This window comes from Myxococcus sp. MxC21-1 (assembly GCF_032612255.1).
GTDB lineage: Bacteria > Myxococcota > Myxococcia > Myxococcales > Myxococcaceae > Myxococcus > Myxococcus virescens.
Genome location: NZ_CP123278.1, coordinates 189137 through 210672 on the forward strand (window position 1 = coordinate 189137; position 21536 = coordinate 210672).

General features: G+C 69.9%; 19 protein-coding genes and 3 pseudogenes. 11 read left to right on the top strand and 11 right to left on the bottom strand.

Translation table 11 applies throughout. From position 1 onward, the window contains the following. Window positions 1-123: 123 nt before the first annotated feature. The 4 genes and pseudogenes from QEG98_RS00845 to QEG98_RS00860 all read right to left on the bottom strand — a co-directional run bounded on the left by QEG98_RS00845 (window position 124) and on the right by QEG98_RS00860 (window position 3508). A complete protein-coding gene (locus QEG98_RS00845; RefSeq protein ID WP_316565384.1) occupies window positions 124-330 on the bottom strand; it encodes a hypothetical protein in 207 nt (68 codons plus the stop codon). After that, entirely contained in the window at window positions 297-1736 is a 1440-nt protein-coding gene (locus QEG98_RS00850; protein ID WP_316565385.1) for a class I SAM-dependent methyltransferase, read from the bottom strand. Before QEG98_RS00850 ends, QEG98_RS00845 begins: the two co-directional genes overlap by 34 nt. Further along, window positions 1733-3089 (bottom strand): annotated as a pseudogene (locus tag QEG98_RS00855) (sensor histidine kinase). Before QEG98_RS00855 ends, QEG98_RS00850 begins: the two are co-directional and overlap by 4 nt. After that, a complete protein-coding gene (locus QEG98_RS00860; RefSeq protein ID WP_316565386.1) occupies window positions 3086-3508 on the bottom strand; it encodes a hypothetical protein in 423 nt (140 codons plus the stop codon). The pseudogene QEG98_RS00855 and the gene QEG98_RS00860 overlap by 4 nt, the downstream one beginning before the upstream one ends. 173 nt (window positions 3509-3681) lie before the next feature. Here QEG98_RS00860 and QEG98_RS00865 point away from each other — a divergent pair, with 173 nt between their 5' ends. Beyond that, window positions 3682-4569, top strand: a complete 888-nt coding sequence (locus tag QEG98_RS00865; protein WP_316565387.1) for an EamA family transporter — start codon at window positions 3682-3684, stop codon at window positions 4567-4569. 87 nt (window positions 4570-4656) lie between these two features. Continuing rightward, window positions 4657-5319 (top strand): hypothetical protein, encoded by a 663-nt coding sequence (locus QEG98_RS00870; protein WP_316565388.1) that lies wholly within the window; start codon window positions 4657-4659, stop codon window positions 5317-5319. Here the strand turns inward: QEG98_RS00870 and QEG98_RS00875 are convergent, their stop codons facing one another. After that, entirely contained in the window at window positions 5320-6060 is a 741-nt protein-coding gene (locus QEG98_RS00875; RefSeq protein ID WP_316565389.1) for a DNA methyltransferase, read from the bottom strand. It lies immediately after the preceding gene. A 129-nt stretch (window positions 6061-6189) separates the two neighbouring features. On the opposite strand from QEG98_RS00875, the gene QEG98_RS00880 reads away from it, so the two are divergent. Then, window positions 6190-6975 carry an alpha/beta hydrolase gene (locus QEG98_RS00880; RefSeq protein ID WP_316565390.1) on the top strand — a complete coding sequence of 262 codons (786 nt, stop codon included), beginning with the start codon at window positions 6190-6192 and terminating at the stop codon, window positions 6973-6975. Between the two features lie 25 nt (window positions 6976-7000). Next, a complete protein-coding gene (locus QEG98_RS00885; protein WP_316565391.1) occupies window positions 7001-7435 on the top strand; it encodes a hypothetical protein in 435 nt (144 codons plus the stop codon). Between the two features lie 97 nt (window positions 7436-7532). Here the strand turns inward: QEG98_RS00885 and QEG98_RS00890 are convergent, their stop codons facing one another. Together QEG98_RS00890 and QEG98_RS00895 are read right to left on the bottom strand one after the other, a co-directional pair. Then, a complete protein-coding gene (locus QEG98_RS00890; RefSeq protein WP_316565392.1) occupies window positions 7533-8228 on the bottom strand; it encodes a molybdopterin-dependent oxidoreductase in 696 nt (231 codons plus the stop codon). Continuing rightward, on the bottom strand, window positions 8221-8898 hold the full coding sequence (locus QEG98_RS00895) for a cytochrome b/b6 domain-containing protein (protein ID WP_316565393.1): 678 nt from the start codon (window positions 8896-8898) through the stop codon (window positions 8221-8223). Before QEG98_RS00895 ends, QEG98_RS00890 begins: the two co-directional genes overlap by 8 nt. 269 nt (window positions 8899-9167) lie before the next feature. Here QEG98_RS00895 and QEG98_RS00900 point away from each other — a divergent pair, with 269 nt between their 5' ends. The 7 genes and pseudogenes from QEG98_RS00900 to QEG98_RS00930 all read left to right on the top strand — a co-directional run bounded on the left by QEG98_RS00900 (window position 9168) and on the right by QEG98_RS00930 (window position 18011). Then, on the top strand, window positions 9168-10271 hold the full coding sequence (locus tag QEG98_RS00900; RefSeq protein WP_316565394.1) for an outer membrane beta-barrel protein: 1104 nt from the start codon (window positions 9168-9170) through the stop codon (window positions 10269-10271). Window positions 10272-10379: 108 nt separating this feature from the next. Further along, window positions 10380-10469, top strand: coding sequence for a K(+)-transporting ATPase subunit F (gene kdpF, locus QEG98_RS00905; RefSeq protein WP_044890200.1), 90 nt, complete (start codon window positions 10380-10382; stop codon window positions 10467-10469). A gap of 9 nt (window positions 10470-10478) precedes the next feature. Further along, complete coding sequence (kdpA, locus tag QEG98_RS00910) at window positions 10479-12200, top strand: potassium-transporting ATPase subunit KdpA (RefSeq protein ID WP_316565395.1); 1722 nt, start codon at window positions 10479-10481, stop codon at window positions 12198-12200. 1 nt (window position 12201) lies between these two features. Further along, on the top strand, window positions 12202-14262 hold the full coding sequence (kdpB, locus tag QEG98_RS00915; protein ID WP_316565396.1) for a potassium-transporting ATPase subunit KdpB: 2061 nt from the start codon (window positions 12202-12204) through the stop codon (window positions 14260-14262). A 14-nt stretch (window positions 14263-14276) separates the two neighbouring features. Then, a complete protein-coding gene (gene kdpC, locus QEG98_RS00920; protein ID WP_410477923.1) occupies window positions 14277-15002 on the top strand; it encodes a potassium-transporting ATPase subunit KdpC in 726 nt (241 codons plus the stop codon). Continuing rightward, window positions 14999-16167 (top strand): annotated as a pseudogene (locus QEG98_RS00925) (sensor protein KdpD). Before kdpC ends, QEG98_RS00925 begins: the two are co-directional and overlap by 4 nt. Further along, window positions 16164-18011: an ATP-binding protein gene (locus QEG98_RS00930; protein ID WP_316565397.1), complete on the top strand. Its 1848-nt coding sequence runs from the start codon at window positions 16164-16166 to the stop codon at window positions 18009-18011. The pseudogene QEG98_RS00925 and the gene QEG98_RS00930 overlap by 4 nt, the downstream one beginning before the upstream one ends. A gap of 9 nt (window positions 18012-18020) precedes the next feature. Here QEG98_RS00930 and QEG98_RS00935 read toward each other — a convergent pair whose 3' ends face one another. The 4 genes and pseudogenes from QEG98_RS00935 to QEG98_RS00950 all read right to left on the bottom strand — a co-directional run bounded on the left by QEG98_RS00935 (window position 18021) and on the right by QEG98_RS00950 (window position 21435). Continuing rightward, entirely contained in the window at window positions 18021-18533 is a 513-nt protein-coding gene (locus tag QEG98_RS00935; RefSeq protein ID WP_090491005.1) for a PIN domain-containing protein, read from the bottom strand. A 153-nt stretch (window positions 18534-18686) separates the two neighbouring features. Continuing rightward, window positions 18687-19166 carry a helix-turn-helix domain-containing protein gene (locus QEG98_RS00940; protein ID WP_316565398.1) on the bottom strand — a complete coding sequence of 160 codons (480 nt, stop codon included), beginning with the start codon at window positions 19164-19166 and terminating at the stop codon, window positions 18687-18689. 250 nt (window positions 19167-19416) lie between these two features. Then, window positions 19417-19884, bottom strand: coding sequence for a hemerythrin domain-containing protein (locus QEG98_RS00945; protein ID WP_316565399.1), 468 nt, complete (start codon window positions 19882-19884; stop codon window positions 19417-19419). A 192-nt stretch (window positions 19885-20076) separates the two neighbouring features. Next, window positions 20077-21435, bottom strand: a pseudogene (locus tag QEG98_RS00950) (sigma-54-dependent transcriptional regulator). Window positions 21436-21536: the final 101 nt, after the last annotated feature.

Consider the following 21536-nt stretch of genomic DNA (forward strand, 5'->3'; position numbering starts at 1 on the left):
CGACTGGCCCAAGGCTGGAGGCGGCCCTCGCGTGTTGCACCCCGTCCCCTTGGCCGTTGCACACGCACGCCTGGGCTGCGGCCGGGCGGCCAGGGGCTGGCTTTCGTCGGAGGTGTCGCGGCCTCAGTCCACCCGCCGGAGCACGAGCAGTCCGTACTCCAGACCGCCGTCCATCAACGCCTGCTGCAGGCGCAGGTGCTCGCGGCTGGATTCGCCGCGGCCGGCCCGAGCGAGCGCACGCAGGGGATGCTGGGAGGGGTGTGCCGAAGCGCGCTCATGCACCATCAATTCCAGGGTCAGCGACCAGAAGCCCACCACGCGTGAGGACACGTCGTCGCGTACCTCCAGCTCCAACCCCGCGGCGTGCGCAGCGGACAGGTACTCATCGAGCGAGCCGATGCGCGTGCGCCAATACCGGTCAAAGCCGGGGGCCAGCTCCGGGCGGCAGAGGAAGCAGTCGGCGATGGCCAGCACGCCGCCGGCTTCAGCAGCGTCCGCGTGCGGCGGAACCACTCGGCGCGCGGCAGGTAGCAGGCGCTCTCCACCGCCACCACCGCGTCGAAGGCCGCGCGGCCCGGCACGGAGAGGGCGTCACAGAGGATGGGACGCACGCGCGCGCTCACGCCCGCGGCCTCCGCGAAGCCGCGCACCAGCGCGACATGCGAGGGCACGTTCGTCACCGCCGTCACGTGCGCCTGATGCTCGGTGGCCCAGTAGAGCGCGCCGCCGCCCAGGCCACAGCCGACGTCCAGCACCTCGCCGCCGTCCGGGAAGCGGCCCACGGCGCGCGCCAGCTCCACCAGCAGCGCTTCCTGCGCGGCATGGACCGTGTCGCGCAGCACCTCCGAGGACGCGCCGGGTGGCGGCACCACGTCCACCAGCCCGGAGTGATAGTGCACGCGGGGGCCGGGCCCGTAGCGTTGGAGCAGCCGCTCCGTCTTCGCCTCGTAGTACGCGCTCACCTCGTCGCGTCTCCACTCGGGTTGCACGGCTTCGGCTCTCATGACTCCCCTCTGGCAGCATTGGTTCGATGCGGCGCAGCGCCGCGTCCAGGCAGCGCAGGTCCAGTCGGCGCAGCGCCTGCGCGGCGGCGCGCGCCCAGGCCACCACCGCGTGACGGTCCGCCCCGGGCATGCTGGTGAAGCGCACGTCCCGCGTGCGGATGTCCTCCGCCACGTGCGCGGCCACGCCCAGTGCCCGGCCCGCCGCCGCCGCGCGGGCTCCAGCACCGTGCCCGCCCACAACACGCGCAGGTACGCGGCCCACTGCTGGCCGGCGATGCCCTCCGCCACCTGGCGGAACAACGGCGCCGTCCAGTCGCTGGCGCGCACCTCCAGCGCCTGCGGGCCGGCGGCCACCGCCAGGGTGCGGACCGCCTCTTCCAGCACCGGGCCCGGCAGTTGTGCCTGCGCGCCGCACAGCGTGGCGAAGGCCAGGTTCTGGAGGATGAACTGCACGCACGGCCCCACGCGGATGGGTGGGTCGTGGTACGTGCACTCGCCGTCGATGAGGTCGTCGGCGAGGTTGCCCGCGCTGAAGCTGAGGAAGAGCCCGGCGCCGCGCGCCATCAGGGCCTCGCGCGGCAGACCGGCCTCCGCGCCCGCCTCGTAGAAGAGGGACAGGGGGCCCGGCTGCGCCGCCTCCAGCGCCGCGAGCACGTCCCGCTCCGACACCTCCGGCAAGCCGAGCCGGCGAAGCGCGCGCAGCGACTCCTGGTACAGGGCTCCGCCGCTCATCGGTACTCCCTGGGAAGGACCATGCGGAGCACGGCGCCGCCCCCTGCTGCGTTCTGCCGGTGCAGCATGCCGCCGCTGGCGCGCAGCAGGCACTCGCTGGTGTAGAGGCCCAGGCCCGTCGCGTGGGACTTGCTGGTGTACAGCGCCTCGGCGGGGCGGCCGAGCTGGCCGGGCGGGAAGCCGGGGCCATCATCCGTGATGGTGACCTCCAGGCGCCCGCTGAGCGGCTCCACGCGCGCATGGATGTGGACCCGCGCCGCGCCTTCCTCGCCGTTGCCCTCGCAGGCGTTGAGCACCAGGTTCTCCACCACGCGGCGCAGCGTGGGCGCGCCGCCGCGCATCAGGGCGCGCAGGGGCGGGGAGGGCGGCTCCACCTCCACCTGGATGTCCACGTCCGGGAAGCGCAGGCCCACGCTGGCCTGCACCGAGTCAAGCACCGGCGCCAGCTCCACGGGCTCCGGCTCCACGCCGGCATGGCGCCGCCCCTTGTTGCGGGCGTCCATCATCATGTCCCGTATCTGCGTCAGGTTGTCGTTGAGCTGCCGGAGCAGGTCGTCGAACTCGGTGCGGCCGGGGCCCGGGCGGTGCGCGCCCACCACGGCCAGCATGTCCGCCGCGCTGCCCGCCGCCATGAGCGCGTTGTCGATGTCGTGGTGGTAGCCCAGGATTTCCGACAACGCCTGCGACAGGCGGCCCACGTCGCGCTCCTGCTGCTCCAGCAGTTGCGCGTGCACGGCGGCCCGCAGGCGCTCCGCGTCCGCGCGGGCCCGGTCATGCTGCACGGCGAAGGTCCCCAGGTAGAGCTGGGCGGTGAGCGCCGCGGGGCCGATGACGCCGAAGAGGGCGGTGTTCGTCGCTGCCGCGCAGGGGCAGGGCCAGCGCCAGGGCCAGGGCGGTCCCCAGGGCGAGGAAGGGCTGGTGCGGCGTCACCCGGTGCAGCCGTCCATGGAAGGCGGTGGTGAAGAGGAACAGCGAGGCGATGACGGCGGCCCCTGGCGGCGCCGACAGGGCCATCAGCGCGGCCACGAAGAAGTGCATCGTCGCCACGCCGAAGATGAGCCACACCCAGCCCCAGGGCTCGATGCGGCGGCGCCGCCGGTGGACGAGCGAGAACAGGATGCCGCTGGTCAACATGGGCGCGGCGCACAGCAGCGCGGTGCCGAAGTGGATGCCGAAGAAGCTCCGCGCGCCAGGGGCCCAGGCCGTCATGGCCAGCAGGCTCGGCACGAAGGCACAGAGCGCGAGCCACGCGCCCAGGCCCGAGGCGGCCAGCACCTCCGCGGCATCCTGGGCGCGCGTCCACCGCCGGAACGAGGACAGGAGGGCCTGTCGCCCGGCGGAGCGCGGACTCATACGGTGGCGGACAGGATGTCACCCGCCGTACCCAGGCTGGACGACTCCTCGGTGGCGCGTTCGGCCCGGAGGTTCAGTTCGTTGACGATGTCCGCGTTGCCGCGCTGGAGCAGCTGCACCGACACCTCGCCGCCCGCGAGCACGTGGTGGAGGGCCTCCACCACGGGCCGCAGGGCGGGGTTGAGCGTGCGCGCACCCAACGGACCCTCCACCGCGCCCAGCTCATTGCAGCGCGCCAGGTAGGCCGTCAGCGCGTCGTCACGGACGGTGTCACCGCGCTCGCCACCGTGCGCTGGCTTGATCGCACGGTTTCGAGGCCGCGGCGTCGCGAGCGCGCCCGTGCGGGCATCCCAGCGCGGTGGGCATTCTCGTCGCGTGCGAAGTGGATGGAACCGGATTTCTCGGACTCTTGGCGTCATGCTGGCTCCCCCCCGGGGCCCGGCACAGTCGTTTCACCCCCGAGCAAAGCGAAGGCGCCCCCGCGCCGTCAAACTCCCGGCCAGGCGAGTGTTGTCCAGCGTGTTCTCTTCACCCTTCAAGGCAGGCGGGTGATACGGGATGGACAGTGGGTGCGGTGGAAGAGGTGCGCGGAATGTCTCGAGTCTTGACGAAGCCGGGGTCGGTCACGGTGGCGGTCCTGACGTTGCTCGTCGCGATGGCCTCCATCCAGACGGGCGCTTCGTTGGCCAAGCAAGTCTTCCCCGTGCTGGGCGCGGCGGGGGCCACGGCGCTTCGCGTGTTCTTCGCGGCGCTCATCCTGGCGGCGGTGTTCCGGCCCTGGCGGCAGCGGCTCACCCGCAAGGACTTGCGGGCCGTGGCCATCTACGGCGCGGCGCTGGGCGGGATGAACCTGACCTTCTACCTGGCGCTGGAGCGCATCCCGCTGGGCATCGCCGTCGCCATCGAGTTCACCGGGCCGCTCGCCCTGGCCATCTTCTCCACGCGCCGGGCGCTCGACTTCGTGTGGGCGCTGCTGGCCGTGGCGGGCATCCTGCTGATTCTGCCGCTGTCGGAGACGTCGCGGTCGCTGGACTGGATGGGCGTCTTCTGGGCGCTGGTGGCCGCCACCTGCTGGGCGCTGTACATCCTCTTCGGTCAGCGGGCCGGAGGCACCGTCCACGGCGGCACGGCGGCGTCGCTGGGGATGTGCGTCGCGGCGCTGCTCGTCATGCCCTTCGGGGTCGCGCACGCCGGCATGAAGCTGCTGGACGTGTCGCTGCTGCCCATCATCCTGTGCGTGGCGGTGCTGTCGAGCGCGCTGCCGTACTCGCTGGAGATGTATGCCCTCAAGGCGCTCCCCACGCGCACGTTCGGCATCCTGATGAGCCTGGAGCCGGCGATGGCCGCCGTGTCCGGGCTGCTGCTGCTGAAGGAGCGGCTGTCGCTGGTGCAATGGGCGGCCATCGGCTGCATCATCCTGGCGTCCGTGGGCAGCTCCGCGACGTCTCGCAAGCCCGTTGAAGCCGTCGCCGCGAGCTGACCGGCAGGGGCGTCGACGCCGTTCTCCGGGGCTGGGCCTGTCTTCGGGCTCGCAATGGGGCCCGGCGCCGGGCTAGAGGACGGCCTCATGCGTGACCGAATCCAGGCCGTGCTCCGCCAGCTTTCCCAGACGCCCGAACTGGAGGCGCGCTGGCTCCACACCCTGTCCCTGATGGAGTTCATCGGCGCGCGGAAGATTTCGCGCACCGTGGCGGACCGGCACCCGACGCTGGAGGTGCTGGGGCACCTGGCCGACGAGACGCGCCACGCCTTCGCCTTCAAGCGCCTGTCCGCCGAGGTCGCCGGCGCGGAAATCACCACGTTCCTCTGCCCGGAGGCCGCGGGCCGCTACTTCCAGGCGCTGGACCACGAGCTGGCCACCTGGGCGACGTCCTTCACGGGCGCGCCGGACGTCTATCTGCACTACCTGCTCACGACGACGGCCATCGAACGGCGCGCCATGGTGCTGTACCCGCTCTACAAAGCCGCGTCCCGCCAGCCGGCCGTGCGCGAGGAGCTGGGGCGCGTCGTCACCGAGGAGCAGAGCCATCGGCGCACCATCGAGGATGCGTGTGTCGAGCGCCTCACCGCCGTGGGCGCCACGCTGGATGCCGCGCTGGCGCTGGAAGAGCGGCTCTTCGCGGCCTTCATCGGTGAGCTGGAGGCCACCGTGGCGCGAGAGTCGGGCGCCCAGGCGGCCTTCGTTCCGGCGCCCGGCGAGGACGTCGCGTCGCGGTCGCCGCAAGGGTGACTACAGCGCGTCGTCGTCGCTCACAGGCGCGCCCGTGCCATGGGCGCCTGACAGGACAAGCGTGCCGTCCATCAGCTCCGCGCGCAGGTTGCGGGCCTTGCGCGCCCGCTTGCGGCTGAGCTCCACGCCCACCGCGTCCAGCCCCAGCGCGTTGGCCACGGCCAGCACGGTGCCGTGGCCACAGAAGGGGTCCACGACCGTGCGCGTGCGGGTGTGCTCCAGGATGAAGCGGCACGCGATGAGACACGCCTCCACGCCCATGCCGCGCGTCCACGTCACCTCGCCCGCTTCGGGCAGGACGTCCGGCGTGGACTTCGCCATGTCCACGCGGACGCCGCGCGAGAAGCACAGCATGTGGGAGTACGCGGGCCGGCCGAACGTCACCGTCCCGGGCGGCCGCCGGCACACCACCTTGTGCCAGAGCAGGTCGACGCCCACCTCCTCCGCGGCGCGAGCCACCAGGTAGCCCTTGTCCACCCAGGTGCCCTCTTCCTTCACGTCCGTCTGGTAGAAGATGGCCACGCCTTCGGGCGGCACGCGCGCGAGGATGAGCGCCGCGGCGCGGATGAACCAGGCCTTCCACTCCGCCAGCGACAGGGACGGGAACTCGGACCAGTCCGGCAGGGACGCGATGGCCGAGCTGCCCTTCAACACCGGCCGCGCCTCCAGCCACACGAGTGCGTCTTCGCAGTACACCGTGCGCTTCGCCGCGCCCGTGGCGCCTGCCTGTTCGTCCACCATGTGGTGCCGGAGTCTGCCAGAGCCGCGCGCACTCCGCGTCGGGCTGGTCAACACGCCCAAACCGTGGCTTGCTAGCGCTTCTGTAGATTTCTACAATCCTGTTTTATCTCGTTGCGACGGAGAGACGGAATGCCCACGATTTCAGCGAAAGACGGGACTTCGCTCCACTACCGTGTCGTGGGTGAGGGTCCGCGCACGGTCATCCTGGTCCACGGTTGGATGGTATCAGGCGCGGTCTGGGATGCGCTGGTGGAGCGCCTGGACCTGACGGGGCTGCGGCTGGTGATTCCGGACATGCGGGGCTCGGGTCAGTCAGGCCGGCCGGACGGAGGCTTCAGCCTGGAGTCGCTGGCGCACGACGTGCTGGCCGTGGCGGACGCCGTGGACGCGCGGCGCTTCACGCTGGTGGGGCACAGCATGGGCGGCCAGTTGGTGAAGTGGGTGGCCGCGGAAGTGCCGGCGCGCGTGGAGGGGCTGGTGCTCCTCAACACGGTGCCCGCCGCGGGTCTTCCGCTGCCTCCGGATGCGGCGGGGCTGTTCCGCACGTCGGCGGACAGCCGCGAGAAGAAGCAGACCATCCTCGGACTCGCGTGCAAGCAGCTGTCGCCGGAGGCCCTGGAGGCGCTGGTGAAGGACTCGATGGGCGTCAGCCCGGCGGCCATCGAGCACGTCTTCGACGCGTGGACGGCGGGTGGCTTCGCCGACAAGCTGGCTTCGATTACGGCGCCCACGCTGGTGTTGGCCACGGACGACGCCTTCCTGCCGGCGGCCTTCCTGCGGGAGGCGGTGGTGGCGAGGATTCGCGGCGCGCGCCTGTCGTACCTTCCCGGCCCCGGTCATTACCCACAGGTGGAGCGCCCGGCGGAGACGGCGGCGCTGGTGTCCGCCTTCCTCGCCGGCTCCCTGCCGGCCTGAGCGCCCGCTTCGAGGAGGCAGCACGATGGCCTGGAGCATGTCCTTCGAGTACGACGCGCTGAACGACGTCGTCACCGCCTACTTCACCGACTGTGTGTTGGTGAGTGAGGCGGACGTCCTTCGCTGGCGGAAGGAAGTGGAGGAGCACCTTTCCAAGTACCCGCCCAAGGTGGACCTCCTCATCAACCTGGACGGGCTGGTGGTGAAGTTCACCGCCGGCCGCGTCTTCGGCAAGGAGCGGCGCGAGGTGCTGGAGCGCTACACGCACCGCTCGTACCGCTTCGGTGGTGACGAGATGACGCGCATGTTCGTGCTCACCAGCGGCGCCATCAACGGCGCGGCCGTCAATCACTACGCCACCCGCGACGAGGCGCTGGCCGCGCTCCAGGCCGAGCGCGAGGCGCTGCGCAAGCGGGGCTTCTCGCCCTTCGGTGGTGGCTTCGCCGGCAGCAAGGTCTGAGCCTTGCTCCACAGCCTCATGCGCGGCGGTGCGTCTGAACACGCGCCCGTCGATGGCTGTCGTTGATGTCGTGGGCGCGTGGCGAGTTGAGGGGGCCTCACACGCCCGCGAACCACTCGTAGCCGCGGTCCTCCCAGTAGCCTCCGGTGGGCTCGGGCAGGAAGTTCACCTCGGTGAGGTACTTCACCATCTTGTAGCCCAGCTTCACGCCCGAATAGAGGCGCAGCGGCGCGCCGTGGCCGGGCGTCAGCGGCTGGCCGTTCATTCCGTAGGCCAGAATCGTCTGCGGATGGAAGGCGCTGGGCCGGTCCCAGGACGAGTAATAGCCCGCGTCGAACGAGCGCAGCTCCACGTAGTCCGCGCGGGTGTCCGCGCCCACGTGCCGGGCCAGCTCGCTCAGGCGAACGCCATGCCAGGACGCCACCGCGCTCCAGCCTTCCACACAGTGGTGGCGAATGCGCAGGTCCGTGCGAGGCAGGCGCTGGAGGGTGTCCAGCGTCAGCACGGTGGGGTGCGCCACGAGCCCGCCCACTCGGAGCGCCCATCCCGAGGGCGCGAGCGGCACCGTGTCGGAGACGAAGTACTCGGGGAACTTGCCTGGAGGCGTCGTCTCTTCGGGTGGCAGCTCCGGCGCCAGCCGGCGTTCATCGAACAACACGGCCTGCGCGCGCGCGTTGAAGCGCTCCATGACGCCCAGGAAGCCCTCGCGAGGGCGGCTGCTGTCACACGCGCTGGCCGTGAGCGCGGTGGTGCCCAGCAGCGCCGTGCGCCGCGTGAGGAGGTGTCTAGGCATCCGGTTTCCTTCCGCCCGTCACCATCTCCGCCAGGCTTCGCGGGTGGAGCAGCACCAGGGCGATGTGGCCCACGGTGAAGAGGGCGAGCAGCGCCAGGATGACGAGGTGGATGGCGCGCGCCGCGTCATAGCCGCCTAGCAGCGAAGTGAGCACGCCGAGCTGCACGGGCTTGTAGAGGACCAGCCCGGAGAGCACCGCGAGCAGCCCCAGCGCCAGCGTGCCCGTGTACGCCAGCCGCTGAAGGCCGTTGTAGAGCCCCTGCGCGGGTGCGTGCTTTCGCACGCGCAGGTAGAAGGCGAGCGTGTCCAGGGCGTTGTGTGTATCGCGGCGGGGCAGGAAGAGGCGGCGGCGCCACTCACCGCTGAGGGCGAGGTAGAGCACGTACGCCACGCCGTTGAGGGTGAGGAACCACGCGAAGGCGAAGTGCCAGTGACGGGCGCCGGCCAGCCAGTTCCCCAGCCGCATCCATTCGGGCGGAGGGATGCCCTGGAAGGGATACCAGCCGTAGGGCCGGCCCTGTGGTCCGAGCATGGGATAGGCGACGAGTATCTGGAGTCCGCTGGCCGCCATGATGAGCAGCAGCGGTACGTTGAGCCAGTGGGTGACTCGGATGAGCCACGGCTGAGGCCTGCGTCGTTCAGGGGCTTGCACGCGCGCGGAAGAAAGCACCCAGCGTCACGCGGCGTGGGTGCGGCTCGTCCCGCGTTGGTGGACAGCCGTCATTCAGGGCGGGTGCCGCTCTCCCTGCGTCGACGTGAGGACGGGCCCTGGCCTCGCGGGGCAGGAAGCGGCGGCGGATTTCAGCGCGCACGATGCGCTCGGGCCCGTTCGTGCAAGTTGCAACCTGGAGAGTGGCGGCAGGGACACAAGCCCCTGGAATGACAGGGGGCTCGTGAGCCGTGGTCGGGCACGGCGCGTGCTCTTGAGGAGACACGACCATGCTCGCTTCTCCACTGCCATCCCTGGTGTCCTCCCTGTTGTTGTCCCAGGCCCCTTCGCCGGAGTCGTCTCCCGATGCCGAAGCCCCGGGCCTGCTGTCTCGCCTGGAGGTGGAAGGCGGGGTGGACGTCTACTTTGGCTACAACGCCAATCGCCCCGCCGACGGTGCCAGTTTCATCCCGGGCACGGGCACCACCGCCCGGCGGGACAACGAGGTCTCCATCAACCTCGCGTCGCTGGGCGTGTCGCTCGCGCCCGAGCCCGTGGGCTTCAAGGTGCTGTTGGGCTTCGGCACCGGCATCGAAGTGCTGCACCAGTCCGAGCCGGAAGGCCCGGCCATCGGGCCCGAAGTGTGGCGCCATCTCCAGCAGGCCACGGTGTCGTACGTGACGGGACCTCTTACGTTGGAGGCGGGCGTCTATCCCAGTCACATCGGTCTGGAGTCGTTCCAGTCGCAGCTCAACTGGAACTACACGCGCTCGTGGATGGGCGAGCTGTCGCCCTACTACCAGTCCGGCCTCAAGAGCACCTGGGCCTTCGATGGCGCGTGGAGCGCGCAGCTCCACCTGCTCAATGGCTGGCAGACGATTGGGGAGAACAACCGCGGCAAGGCGCTGGGCACGCAGGTAGCCTATGCGGGCCCACGGTTGTCCACCGCCCTCAACACCTTCGTGGGGGAAGAAGGTGACGGTGGCCTGCGACTCTTCGTGGACGCCGTGGCCACCTGGAAGGTGACGCACGCCTTCGCGCTGGCCGCCACGGCGGACGCGGGCGGGCAGGCGCGTTCCGGACAGTCCGCGGCCTTGTGGTACGCGGCGGGCTTCAACGCGCGGATGCAACTCTCCGACGCCGTGGCCGTTGCCGCCCGGGTGGAGGCCTATCGCGACGAGGACGGGCTCATCACGGGGGCCGTCCAGACGTTGGCGGGCGGCACCCTCACCCTGGAGTTGAGGCCCGCAGAACACCTGGTCCTCAAGGTGGAGGCGCGCCGCGACACCTCCACCGCAGACGTGTTCACCGGCCGCGCCACGGGAGGGGATGGCGCGCCCACGCTCGAGGACGCCGAGACGCTCGGGGTGCTCAGCGCCGTCGCCTGGTTCTGAACAGGAGCCCCATCTCATGGACCTCGTGCTCGTTCTGGTCACCACCGCTTTCTTCGCGCTCGCGTGGGTCTACGTCCACGGATGCGAGCGCCTGTGAGGCATTGCCCGATGACTTTCGAATACGCCGCTGGCGCCGTCCTGGCCGTGCTGCTCGGCGCCTACCTCATCTACGCGCTGCTTCGCCCGGAGCGCTTCTAGGCCCCCGCCATGTCCTTCATCGGTTGGTCGCAAGTCCTGTTGTTCTTCGCCCTGGTGCTGGCGGTGACGAAGCCGCTGGGGGCCTATCTCTTCCGTGTCCTCGAAGGGGACCCTCGTCCGCTGCCGCGCGTGCTGGGGCCCGTGGAGCGCCTGCTGCTGCGCCTGTGTGGCGCGGCGGACCGGCGCGAGCAGACGTGGGTGACCTACGCGAGCTCGCTGCTGGCGTTCAGCCTCTTCAGCGTCCTCATCGTCTACGGCCTCCAGCGCGTGCAGCACCTGCTGCCGCTCAACCCGCAAGGGCTGGGAGCGGTGGGGCCGGAGCTGGCTTTCAACACCGCCGTCAGCTTCACCGCGAACACCAACTGGCAGTCATACGCGGGTGAGTCCACGCTCAGCTACCTCACGCAGATGGTGGCGCTGGCGTGGCAGAACTTCGTCTCCGCCGCCGCGGGCATCGGTGTCGCGCTGGCGCTGGCGCGGGGCTTCACCCGCCGGCCCGGTCCGGACGGACAGAAGACGTTGGGCAACTTCTGGGTGGATGTGATGAACGCCACCCTCTACGTGTTGCTGCCGCTGTGCCTGCTCTACGCGCTCTTCCTGGTGTCGCAGGGCGTGCTCCAGAACTTCGCGCCCGATGCCCAGGTCGTGACGCTGGAGGGCGCGAGTCAGACGCTGGCGCAGGGACCGGTGGCCTCGCAGGAAGCCATCAAGACGCTGGGCACCAATGGCGGCGGCTTCTTCAACGCCAACAGCGCGCACCCCTTCGAGAACCCCACGCCCTTCACCAACCTGGTGCAGATGCTGTCCATCTTCGCCATCCCCGCGGCCCTCACGTACACCTACGGGAAGATGGCGGGAGACACCCGGCAAGGCTGGGCCCTGCTCTCGGCGATGTCCGTCCTCTTCCTCGTCGGCGTGGCAGCGGTGTACGCGGCGGAGTCCCAGGCCAACCCGGTGTTGAGCGCCGCGGGGCAGGTGGCGCAGGCGGGAAACATGGAGGGCAAGGAGGTGCGCTACGGCGTCGCGGCCTCCGCGCTCTTCGCCGCTGTCACCACCGCGGCCTCGTGCGGCGCGGTGAACGCGATGCACGACAGCTTCACGCCCCTGGGCGGCCTGGTGCCCATGGTCAACATGCAGCTGGGCGAGGTCGTCTTCGGTGGCGTGGGCGCGGGCCTCTACGGCATCCTCGTCATGGTGGTGCTCAGCGTCTTCATCGCCGGGCTGATGGTGGGGCGCACGCCCGAATACCTCGGCAAGAAAATCGAGGCGCGGGAGATGAAGCTCGCGATGTTGTACGTGCTCGTCTTCCCCCTCTTCACGCTGGGCTTCAGCGGGCTGGCAGCCGTGCTGCCGCAGGGCGTGTCCTCGCTCAACAACGCGGGGCCGCACGGCCTGTCGGAAATCCTCTACGCGTACACCAGCGGCACGGCGAACAACGGCAGCGCCTTCGCGGGCCTCAACGCCAACACACCCTTCTGGAACATCACCCTGGGCGTGGCGATGCTCGGCGGGCGCTTCCTGATGATGGTGCCTGCGCTGGCCATCGCCGGCTCCATGGTGGGGAAGAAGGTGGTGCCAGCGGGCCCGGGCACCTTCCCCACGCACGGCGCGCTCTTCACCGGTCTGCTGGTGAGCGTGATTGTCATCGTCGGCGCGCTCACGTTCTTCCCCGCCCTCTCCTTGAGCCCCATCGTCGAGCACTTCCTCGCCGGGGCCGGAAAGCGCTACTGAGATGTCCTCGCCTGCTTCGAAACCGGCGTCGTTGCTGGACGCCTCGCTGCTCAAACCGGCGCTGGTGGACAGCCTGCGCAAGCTCCACCCGCGCGATGTGGCGCGCAACCCCGTCATGTTCGTGGTGTGGGCTGGGAGTCTGCTCACCACGGTGTTGGTGGTGAAGGACGTGGTGTCGCCGCGCCCGGATGCCGCGCCGCTGGGCTTCACCGTGCAGGTGACGCTGTGGCTGTGGTTCACCGTGCTCTTCGCCAACTTCGCGGAGGCCGTGGCGGAGGGCCGCGGCAAGGCGCAGGCTGGCGCCCTGCGGAAGATGCGCAAGGAGACCACCGCGCGCCGCTGGAAGGACGGGCGCGAGGAGCGCGTGCCCGCGCCGGACCTGCGCAAGGGTGACGAGGTGATTTGCGAGGCCGGGGACCTCATCCCCGGTGACGGTGAGGTGGTGGAGGGCATCGCCAGCGTGGACGAGTCCGCGATTACCGGCGAGTCCGCGCCCGTCATCCGGGAGTCGGGTGGCGACCGCTCGGCGGTGACGGGCGGAACGAAGGTGCTCTCCGACCGCATCCGCGTGCGCATCTCCGCCAACCCCGGCGACTCCTTCCTGGACCGGATGATTGGCCTGGTGGAAGGCGCGGCCCGGCAGAAGACGCCCAACGAGGTGGCGCTCCACATCCTGCTGGTGGGGCTCACCCTCATCTTCCTGTTGGCGTGCGTGACGCTGGTTCCGCTGGCGCTTTACTCGGGCGTGCCGCTGTCGGGCACGGCGGTGGTGGCGCTGCTGGTGTGCCTCATCCCCACGACGATTGGCGGCCTGTTGAGCGCCATTGGCATCGCGGGCATGGACCGGCTGCTGCGCAAGAATGTGCTGGCCATGAGTGGCCGCGCGGTGGAGGCGGCGGGGGACGTGGACACGCTGCTGCTCGACAAGACGGGGACCATCACCCTGGGCAACCGCATGGCCACGGAGTTGCTCCCCATGCCGGGCGTGCGGATGGAGGAGCTGGCCGAGGCCGCGCAGCTCGCCAGTCTCGCGGATGAGACGCCCGAGGGGCGCTCCATCGTCACGCTGGTGAAGGACACGTACAAGATGCGTCCGCGCGAACTGCAGGCGCACCACGCCACCTTCGTGCCCTTCACCGCGCAGACGCGCATGAGCGGCTGTGACCTGGTGGACCCGAAGCCGCGCAGCATCCGCAAGGGCGCGGTGGACGCCATCGTCACGTACGTCCATTCCCAGGGGGGCACGGCGCCGGAAGAGCTGGCCCATGTGTCGGGCCGTATCGGCGACGCGGGTGGAACACCGCTGGCGGTCGCGGACGGTGCGCGATTGCTGGGCATCATCCACCTGAAGGACGTGGTGAAGGGCGGCATCAAGGAGCGCTTCGACCGCTTCCGCGCCATGGGCATTCGCACGGTGATGATTACGGGCGACAACCCGCGCACCGCCGCGGCGATTGCACGCGAGGCGGGCGTGGATGACTTCCTGGCCGAAGCCACTCCCGAGGCCAAGCTGGCCCTCATCCGCACCGAGCAGGGGCGCGGCAAGCTGGTGGCCATGACGGGCGACGGCACCAACGACGCGCCCGCGCTGGCCCAGGCGGACGTGGGCGTGGCGATGAACACCGGCACCCAGGCGGCGAAGGAGGCCGGGAACATGGTGGACCTGGACTCCAATCCCACCAAGCTGCTGGAGGTGGTGGAGGTGGGCAAGCAGTTGCTGATGACACGCGGCACGTTGACGACCTTCTCCATCGCCAACGACGTGGCGAAGTACTTCGCCATCCTCCCGGCGCTCTTCATGGGCGTGTTCCCGCAGATTGCGCCGCTCAACGTGATGGGGTTGTCCTCGCCGTTCAGCGCGGTGCTGTCGGCCGTCATCTTCAACGCGCTCATCATCATCCTGCTCATCCCCCTGGCGCTGAAGGGTGTTCGCTACCGCCCGCTGGGCGCCGAGGCCCTGCTGCGGCGCAGCCTGCTGCTGTACGGCGTGGGCGGCGTCATCGTTCCCTTCGTGGGCATCAAGGTCATCGACGTACTGCTCGGCGCCGTGGGCCTGGCGTGAAAGGACTTATCCCCATGTTCTCCACATTCCTCACGGCCCTGCGCACGTGCGTCGTCACGATGGTGCTCACGGGCTTGCTGTACCCGCTGGCCGTCACCGGGCTGGCGCAGCTCCTCTTTCCGGGGGAGGCCAACGGCTCGTGGGTGAAGGACGGCCGGGGCCGCGTGGTGGGCAGCGCGCTCATCGGCCAGGGCTTTACCCGGGCGGGGTACTTCCATCCGCGTCCTTCCGCCGCTGGCGCGGGCTACGACGGCGCGGCGTCCTCGGGCAGCAACCTGGGGCCCACGTCGCTGAAGCTGAAGGAACGCGCGACGGCCGAGCTGGAGCGCCTGCGCCGGGAGAATCCGGATGCATCGGGGCCCGTTCCCGCCGAGTTGGTGACGACGTCCGCGTCCGGGTTGGACCCTCACCTGTCGCCGGAGGCGGCGCGCTGGCAGGCTGCGCGGGTGGCACGGGCCCGCGGCGTGGCGCTGGAGCGGGTGCTGAACGTGGTGGACGCGCTGGTGGAGGGGCGGACCTTCGACGTGCTGGGCGAGCCGCGCGTCAACGTCCTGCTGTTGAACCTCGCGTTGGACAGGCGCTTCGGGCCGCTTCCGGACGCGGCGCCAGGCGTGGGGGCGGGGCCTCGCCGGGCCAGGGCGCACCTTGAGCGGCGTGGGGGCACGCGCATTCACCACGTGAGATTCACCGGGCGCGAGGGCATCCTCCGCCCGGCGTCCCACCGGATGGGCAGAGGATGACGATGACGCGGCGCTCGCGCGCGGAGGACTTCCTGGAGCTGGTGGAGCGGGGCAGGCGTGGCCGGCTCAAGCTCTACATCGGCTTCGCGGCCGGGGTGGGGAAGACGTACCGGATGCTGGAGGAGGCACACGCGCTGAAGCGGCGTGGCGTGGACGTGGTGCTGGGCTTCGTGGAGCCACATGACCGCGCGGACACGCAGGCGCTGGTGGAGGGCCTGGAGGTGGTGCCGCGCAAGCAGTACACCTACCGCGACGTCACCGTGGAGGAGATGGACCTGGACGCGGTGCTCGCGCGCAAGCCCCAGGTGGCGGTGGTGGACGAGCTGGCTCACACCAACCTTCCGGTGTGCCGCCACCGCAAGCGCTACCAGGACGTGCAGGCGTTGCTGGACGCGGGCATCAACGTCATCGGGGCCTTCAACGTCCAGCACCTGGAGAGCCTCAATGATTTGGTGGAGCGCGCCACCGGCGTCGCCGTGCGGGAGACACTGCCCGACAGCTTCCTCAAGGCCGCCGACCAGGTGGTGAACCTGGACCTGGCGGTGGAGGACCTGCACGAGCGGCTCCGGACGGGGAAAATCTACGCGAAGGACAAGGTGCCGCGGGCGCTGGAGCGCTTCTTCACGGAGGAGAACCTGGCCACGCTGCGCGAGCTGGCGCTGCGTGAGGTGGCGGAGAGCCTGGACCGCGCCACCGCGAGGCCGCCTCCAGGGAAGGGAGATGAAGGTTCGCAGCGGAGCGCGGCCTGGGGCCGGGTGCTGGTGGCGCTGTCGAGCTACCCCCGGCACGCCGCGACGCTCTTGCGCCGGGGCTCGCGGATGGCGGGCCGGCTGAACACGGACTGGTTCGTCGTGTACGTGGAGACGCCGCGCGAGGCGCCGCACCTCATCGACGCGGAGGCGCAGCGGCATCTGCTGACGAACATCGAGAAGGCGAAGGAGCTGGGCGCGGAGGTGGTGCGCCTGAGGCTCGGGACCCGGTGGAGGGCATCCTGGACTTCGCGCGCTCGCACGGCGTGGGCCACATCATCGTCGGCCGTTCGCATCAGCCGTGGTGGAAGCAGCGGCTGGGGCGCGCGGTGGACATGAGGCTGGTGCGTGAAGGCCGGGGCTTCGACATCCACGTGGTGGCCTTCGAGCCGCGCGAGGAGGGACGCCGCCCATGACGCTGCGAGCCCGGTTGTTGTTGGCGCAGGCACCCCTGGCCCTGGCGCTGTTGTTGGTGGGCATGGTGGCCGTGGTGACGTTGTCCCAGCTGGGGCGTTCTGGGCCTCGGGTGCTTCAGGACAACTACCGCAGTGTGCTGGCCGCGCAGGAGATGATGGCGCAGCTGGAGCGCATGGACAGTGGGGCGCTGTTCATCATCGCGGGTGAGCGGCAGCGCGGGCTGACGCAGCAGGCGGCGCAGCGCGCGCGCTTGGAGGCGCAGTTGCGGGTGCAGGAAGGCAACGTCACCGAGCCCGCCGAGGATGCGGCGACGCTTCAGTTGCGCACGGCCTGGCGGCGTTACCAGGAGGCCTACGACGGGTTCCTCGCCCAGTCGTCACCAGAGGGGGCGCGGGAGGCGTACTTCGGTGTTCTCGAGCCGGCCTTTCAGGAGGTGACCGGAGCGGCCCGGGCCATCCTGGACCTGAACCAGGACGCCATGGTGCGCAAGAGCGAGGCGTTGCAGCGGCAGAGCGCGCGGGTGAACACGGTGATGGTGGCGGCGGTGATGGTGGCCTTCGTGGTGGGGTTGTTCGCCTCGCAGTCGTTGACGCACCGGGCGCTCCGTCCGGTGTCGGTGCTGTCGCAGGCGGTGCGCCGCCTGGGCGAGGGCGACTATGCGGCGCGCGCGGTGGTGGACGGACAGGACGAAATCGCGCAGGTGGGGCGGGACTTCAACGCCATGGCGGAGGCGCTTCAGCAGTACCGGCGCAGCAGCCTGGGAGAGTTGCTCCAGGCGCAGGCGGCATCACAGGCGGCCATCGACAGCCTGCCGGACCCGGTGGTGGTGTTCGGCGCGGACGGAGGGCTGCTCAACGTCAACCGCGCGGCGGAGGACGTGCTGCGGCTGTCGCTGGAAGCGGGCGGGGACATGCTGGGGAGGGTGGTGCCGGAGGCGCGCGCGGTGCTGGAGCGGGTGCGTGAGCACGTGTTGACGGGGCGAGGGACGTATCAGCCGCGCGGGTACGAAGAGGCGGTGCGGGCGCCGCTCCCGGACGGGGACCGGTGGCTGCTGGCTCGGGGAAGTCCGGTGCATGGCGAGTCAGGGGAGGTGGTGGGGGCCACGGTGATTCTCCAGGACGTGACGCGGCTGCGGCGCTTCGACGAGCTGAAGAACGACCTGGTGGCCACGGTGGCGCACGAGTTCCGCACACCGCTCACGTCGCTGCGCATGGCGCTGCACCTGGTGACGGAGGGCGTGGTGGGGCCGGTGACGGAGAAGCAGGCGGACCTGTTGTTCGCGGCTCGCGAGGACTCCGAGCGGCTGCAGGGCATCGTGGATGACCTGCTGGACCTGTCGCGCATCCAGGCGGGGCAGCTCCAGTTGGAGATTCGCCAGGTGCCCGCGGAGGCCTTGGTGGACGCGGCGCTGGACGCACAGCGCGCGGCGGCGGAGGAGCGCGGGGTGCGGTTGTCGAAGCAGGTATCGCTGGATGTGGAGCCGGTGGACGCGGACCCGGAGAGGCTGGGGTTGGTGCTGGGGAATCTGGTGGGCAACGCGGTGAAGCACACGCCCCCGGGAGGCGAGGTGGAGGTGCACGTGTGGCAGGAGTCGCACGGGGTGCGCTTCGAGGTGCGGGACACGGGGGCGGGGATTGCCTTGGAGCAACAGGCGCGCATCTTCGAGAAGTTCTACCGGGCACCCGGCGCGCCCTCGGGCGGCGCGGGGCTGGGGCTGTCCATCGCGAAGGACATCGTCCAGGCACACGGCGGGGAGATTGGCGTGGTGAGCACGCCCGGCCAGGGCAGCACGTTCTGGTTCACGCTGCCCCGGCGGGAGGCGTCCGGGCCGGCGAGCGCGTGAGGACGTATCTCAGGCGCCTTCGAGCGGCGGAGGCGGGAGGAGTTCACGCACCTCGCTGATGAACTTCGGCACGGACTTCGCCAATCCGTTCAGCAGGCGAGGAAAGGTAATGGGCGGGTTCTTCAACATCTCTGCCTGAGCGCGGAGCACTTCCAGCATGACGCCGGGGGACTGACTGAGGAGATTTTGCAGGAAGGTGTCCGCGTCCTGCGCCTGCATGGCTCGGGGTAGATGCTCAGAACCGAAGTCGCGCAGATTGTTGGTGACGATGGTCTGCGCTCCGACGTGCACTGCCGCCGCAAGGACATGCCGGTCCTTGGGGTGATTCGTCATGGCCGGGACGAGGCGCTCGTAGCCGGACACCAGCGCTTCGGGAAAGTGCCTGCGCATGGCCGAGACTCGGCGTTCAGCCTGAGCCGAGGTGAGCCCGAGCTGTTCGACCAGATTGCGGCGCACCTCATCTAGGATTTCCTCGGTCCAGTAGATCTGGATGAGGCCCTCGTTGGCGACGTTGAGAAGCATGTCGCAGAGAGAGACCGGAATCAGGACGTTCGCATCGAGAACGACCGGGAACGGAGCAGGGTTCACGCCCTAGTCGTCCCTTCTCTGGACGGCGGCTGTCAACGGTGGCGCGTCAGCTCGCTCCGCATCGAACTGAAGATAGCTACCAGCTTGCTACTCGTCGAACTCGGGATAGCCACGAGCTAGCTGCGTGTCCTGAATCATTTCGGCCAGCTGCGCACGGCGCTCCGCTTTTCTGCGGGCACGGTACTCAAGCACGTCCTGGGTGTTGACGCGCCGATGGGTACCGGTTCGGTGGAACGGAATCTTTCCCTCGTCGAGGAGCTGCACCAAGTATTGGCGCGACACGTTGAGCAGGTTGGCGGCCTGCTGCGTGGTGAGCTCCTTCTGGACTGGGACGATGGAGACAGCGTCCCCCGAGGCCAAAACGGCCAGGAGCTGCTGAAGCAAAGTCAGAACGTCCTTGGGAAGAGGGAGCGCCTCATGATTGGGACCAAGGAGCGTGAATCGCGGCTGGGTCCCCGCCCCGTGAAGCGTCTCGGTGATCAACTTGGCTAGTTGCTGGACCTGCCCCAGGGTGCCCTCCGTGGCAGCCACGGGCTCTGAGACGCGCACCGGAGCGTCGTCCTTCACGGGATTGATGGTGGAAGGTGACATACGGGCCCCGTGGGACGCCTCCTGAACGGCGCTTCGAGATGTCATGCGCGCACCGCTGCGCCCCGCAGAGAGTGCACTGCGTGCGCTGCACGCGTCTAACGGTGTAATACGGGGTATTACTCGACGCAAGTGCAGGTGAAGCCCGTTGCTAGGTGGCAGCTAGCCAAGAGCAAGTCGGCAGCTAGCTGCCCTAGGTGCAAGCTCACAGTGTGTGCCAAGCAGGCCCTCAGGCGTTCGCCTGGCCCTGGAGCTTCTGCATCTCCTCGCGGCGGACCTCGGAGGCGGTGCGGACGATGTCCTTGCACGACATGCCCAGATCCTCCTCGGTGACCTTCTGACCGAGCTTGGGCAGCACGTCTCGTTCCTCCATCGTCACGTGCTCCTTCACCACCTTCTCCAGTTCGCCGAACAGGGAGACCAGCTTCTGCGGGTCGTTGCGCGCGCGGATCATCTGGGCGATGAGCTCCGTCATCTCCCCGTGCTCCTCGACGGAGTCCTGAATCAGCTTCTCCTCCACCACCCGGCGCGCAGCGGGGTACACCCAGCGTTCTTCAATCGTGGTGTGCAACGTGAGCGCCTCCGCGAGCTGGATGCCGAGCTCTCGCTTGCTCTCGTCGTCCTTCGCCGCGCGACAGGCCTCGAACAGCGCTTCCAACTCACGGTGCTGCTGAATCAACAAGTCAATCACGTCCACGTCTGCGCTCCTTGGAATCGGTTCTGTGTCCTCCAAGGCTCCGCATGCGCACAGGACGCCGCAATCGCCGCTCCAGGCACGCGGCGGAGCCCCGCCCGGTCGGCTTCCCTGAAACTCCGGCCCGGCACGCGTGCGACCGCTGTGCCGGCACGCGCGTTCTCGGCTGACGTGGATGCGGGCATCCGGGGCCCTTCAGCCCTCGCCCGACTCGTACTTCTTCCGCTTCCGCCACAGCGTGGACGCGTCGATGCCCAGCACCCGCGCCGCCTCATCCAGCGTGGGCGCCGAGGCCATGACGCGCAGCACGTGCTCGCGCTCGATGTCCTCCAGCGTGTGCGGCCCGCCCAGGGTCATCACCGGGCTCCCCGCCGAGGCGATGCGGTCGGGGAACGCCTGCGGCTCCAGCACCTCCGCGGGCCAGACGATGAGCGCTCGCTCCATTGCATTCCGCAGCTCGCGCACGTTGCCCGGCCACCCATAGGCCAGCAGCATCTTCTCCGTCGCGGGCGACAGCTCCGGCGGTGGGCGCTGCGCCGTGCGAGCGAAGAAGGAGACGAAGCGCCGGGCCAGCGAAAGCAGGTCCTCCGGCCGCTCTCGCAGCGACGGCAGCTTCACCTCGATGACGTTCAGCCGGTAGAGCAGGTCCTCCCGGAAGCGCCCCTCGGCCACGTCCTTCTCCAGGTCCCGATTCGTCGCCGCCACCACCCGCACGTCCGCCTTGCGCGTGCGTCCCTCGCCCAGCCGTTCGAACTGCTTCTCCTGGAGGAAGCGCAGCAGCTGCGCCTGGAGCCCCGGGCTCATCTCCGCGATTTCATCCAGGAACAGCGTGCCCCCTTCCGCCGCCTCCACGCGTCCCGGCTGGTCCTTCACCGCGCCGGTGAACGCACCGCGCACGTGGCCGAACAGCTCGCTGGCCAGCAGTTGCTCGGACAGCGTGGGACAGTTGACGGTGACGAAAGGCCGGCGCCGCCGAGCGCTCATCGAATGCAGCGCGCGGGCGAGCACCCCTTGCCGGTGCCACTCTCCCCCGCAGCAGCACCGCCGCGTCGGACGCCGCCGCGCGCGTCAACAGCCCGATGGCCGCGTGCATCGCGGGCGAGGCTGTCTCCAACGTGGCCTCTGGCACCGCCTGGGAAAGCTGCCCCTCCAGGTTCTCCAACTGCGATGCCAGCTCCTGGTGCCGCCGCGCCTTCTCCACCGCGTGGCGAATCTGCGCGGGCGTGAAGGGCTTGGGCAGATAGTCCCGCGCCCCGCGTCGCATCGCCTCCACCGCCGTGTCGAACGTGGCGTAGGCGGTGATGAGCACGACGTCCAGGTGGGGAGACTCGGCCAGGAGGCGCGGCAACAGCTCCATTCCGCTGGCCGTGCCGAGCCGCAGGTCGACGAAGGCCAGGTCGGCGGGACCTTGCGCCAGCGCGGCCAGCGCGGCCTCGGGGTGGCCGCCTCGCGGACCTCACAGCCGAAGCCCTCCAGGCACACGCGCAGGGTGTGGCGGATGTTCCGCTCGTCGTCCACCACCAGCACCCGCATGGGGCGCTCTCGGATGTCCATGATTTCATCCTAGGAGCAATCCGCGCCGCCGCGCGGTCAGACTCCCGCGCAGCGTGTGGGAGCACGCGCAATGGCAGCCCGGCTGTTGGCGGTTGCCGCAC

Bases quoted from the DNA above. Each gene is read 5' to 3' on its own strand.
- QEG98_RS00900 (WP_316565394.1), top strand. From the start codon at position 9,168: ATGCTCGCTTCTCCACTGCCATCCCTGGTGTCCTCCCTGTTGTTGTCC.
- QEG98_RS00935 (WP_090491005.1), bottom strand. From the start codon at position 18,533: ATGCTTCTCAACGTCGCCAACGAGGGCCTCATCCAGATCTACTGGACC.
- QEG98_RS00850 (WP_316565385.1), bottom strand. From the start codon at position 1,736: ATGAGCGGCGGAGCCCTGTACCAGGAGTCGCTGCGCGCGCTTCGCCGG.
- QEG98_RS00865 (WP_316565387.1), top strand. From the start codon at position 3,682: ATGTCTCGAGTCTTGACGAAGCCGGGGTCGGTCACGGTGGCGGTCCTG.
- kdpC (WP_410477923.1), top strand. From the start codon at position 14,277: ATGTTCTCCACATTCCTCACGGCCCTGCGCACGTGCGTCGTCACGATG.
- QEG98_RS00880 (WP_316565390.1), top strand. From the start codon at position 6,190: ATGCCCACGATTTCAGCGAAAGACGGGACTTCGCTCCACTACCGTGTC.
- kdpB (WP_316565396.1), top strand. From the start codon at position 12,202: ATGTCCTCGCCTGCTTCGAAACCGGCGTCGTTGCTGGACGCCTCGCTG.
- QEG98_RS00870 (WP_316565388.1), top strand. From the start codon at position 4,657: ATGCGTGACCGAATCCAGGCCGTGCTCCGCCAGCTTTCCCAGACGCCC.
- QEG98_RS00860 (WP_316565386.1), bottom strand. From the start codon at position 3,508: ATGACGCCAAGAGTCCGAGAAATCCGGTTCCATCCACTTCGCACGCGA.
- QEG98_RS00930 (WP_316565397.1), top strand. From the start codon at position 16,164: ATGACGCTGCGAGCCCGGTTGTTGTTGGCGCAGGCACCCCTGGCCCTG.
- QEG98_RS00885 (WP_316565391.1), top strand. From the start codon at position 7,001: ATGGCCTGGAGCATGTCCTTCGAGTACGACGCGCTGAACGACGTCGTC.
- QEG98_RS00875 (WP_316565389.1), bottom strand. From the start codon at position 6,060: ATGGTGGACGAACAGGCAGGCGCCACGGGCGCGGCGAAGCGCACGGTG.
- QEG98_RS00890 (WP_316565392.1), bottom strand. From the start codon at position 8,228: ATGCCTAGACACCTCCTCACGCGGCGCACGGCGCTGCTGGGCACCACC.
- kdpF (WP_044890200.1), top strand. From the start codon at position 10,380: ATGACTTTCGAATACGCCGCTGGCGCCGTCCTGGCCGTGCTGCTCGGC.
- kdpA (WP_316565395.1), top strand. From the start codon at position 10,479: ATGTCCTTCATCGGTTGGTCGCAAGTCCTGTTGTTCTTCGCCCTGGTG.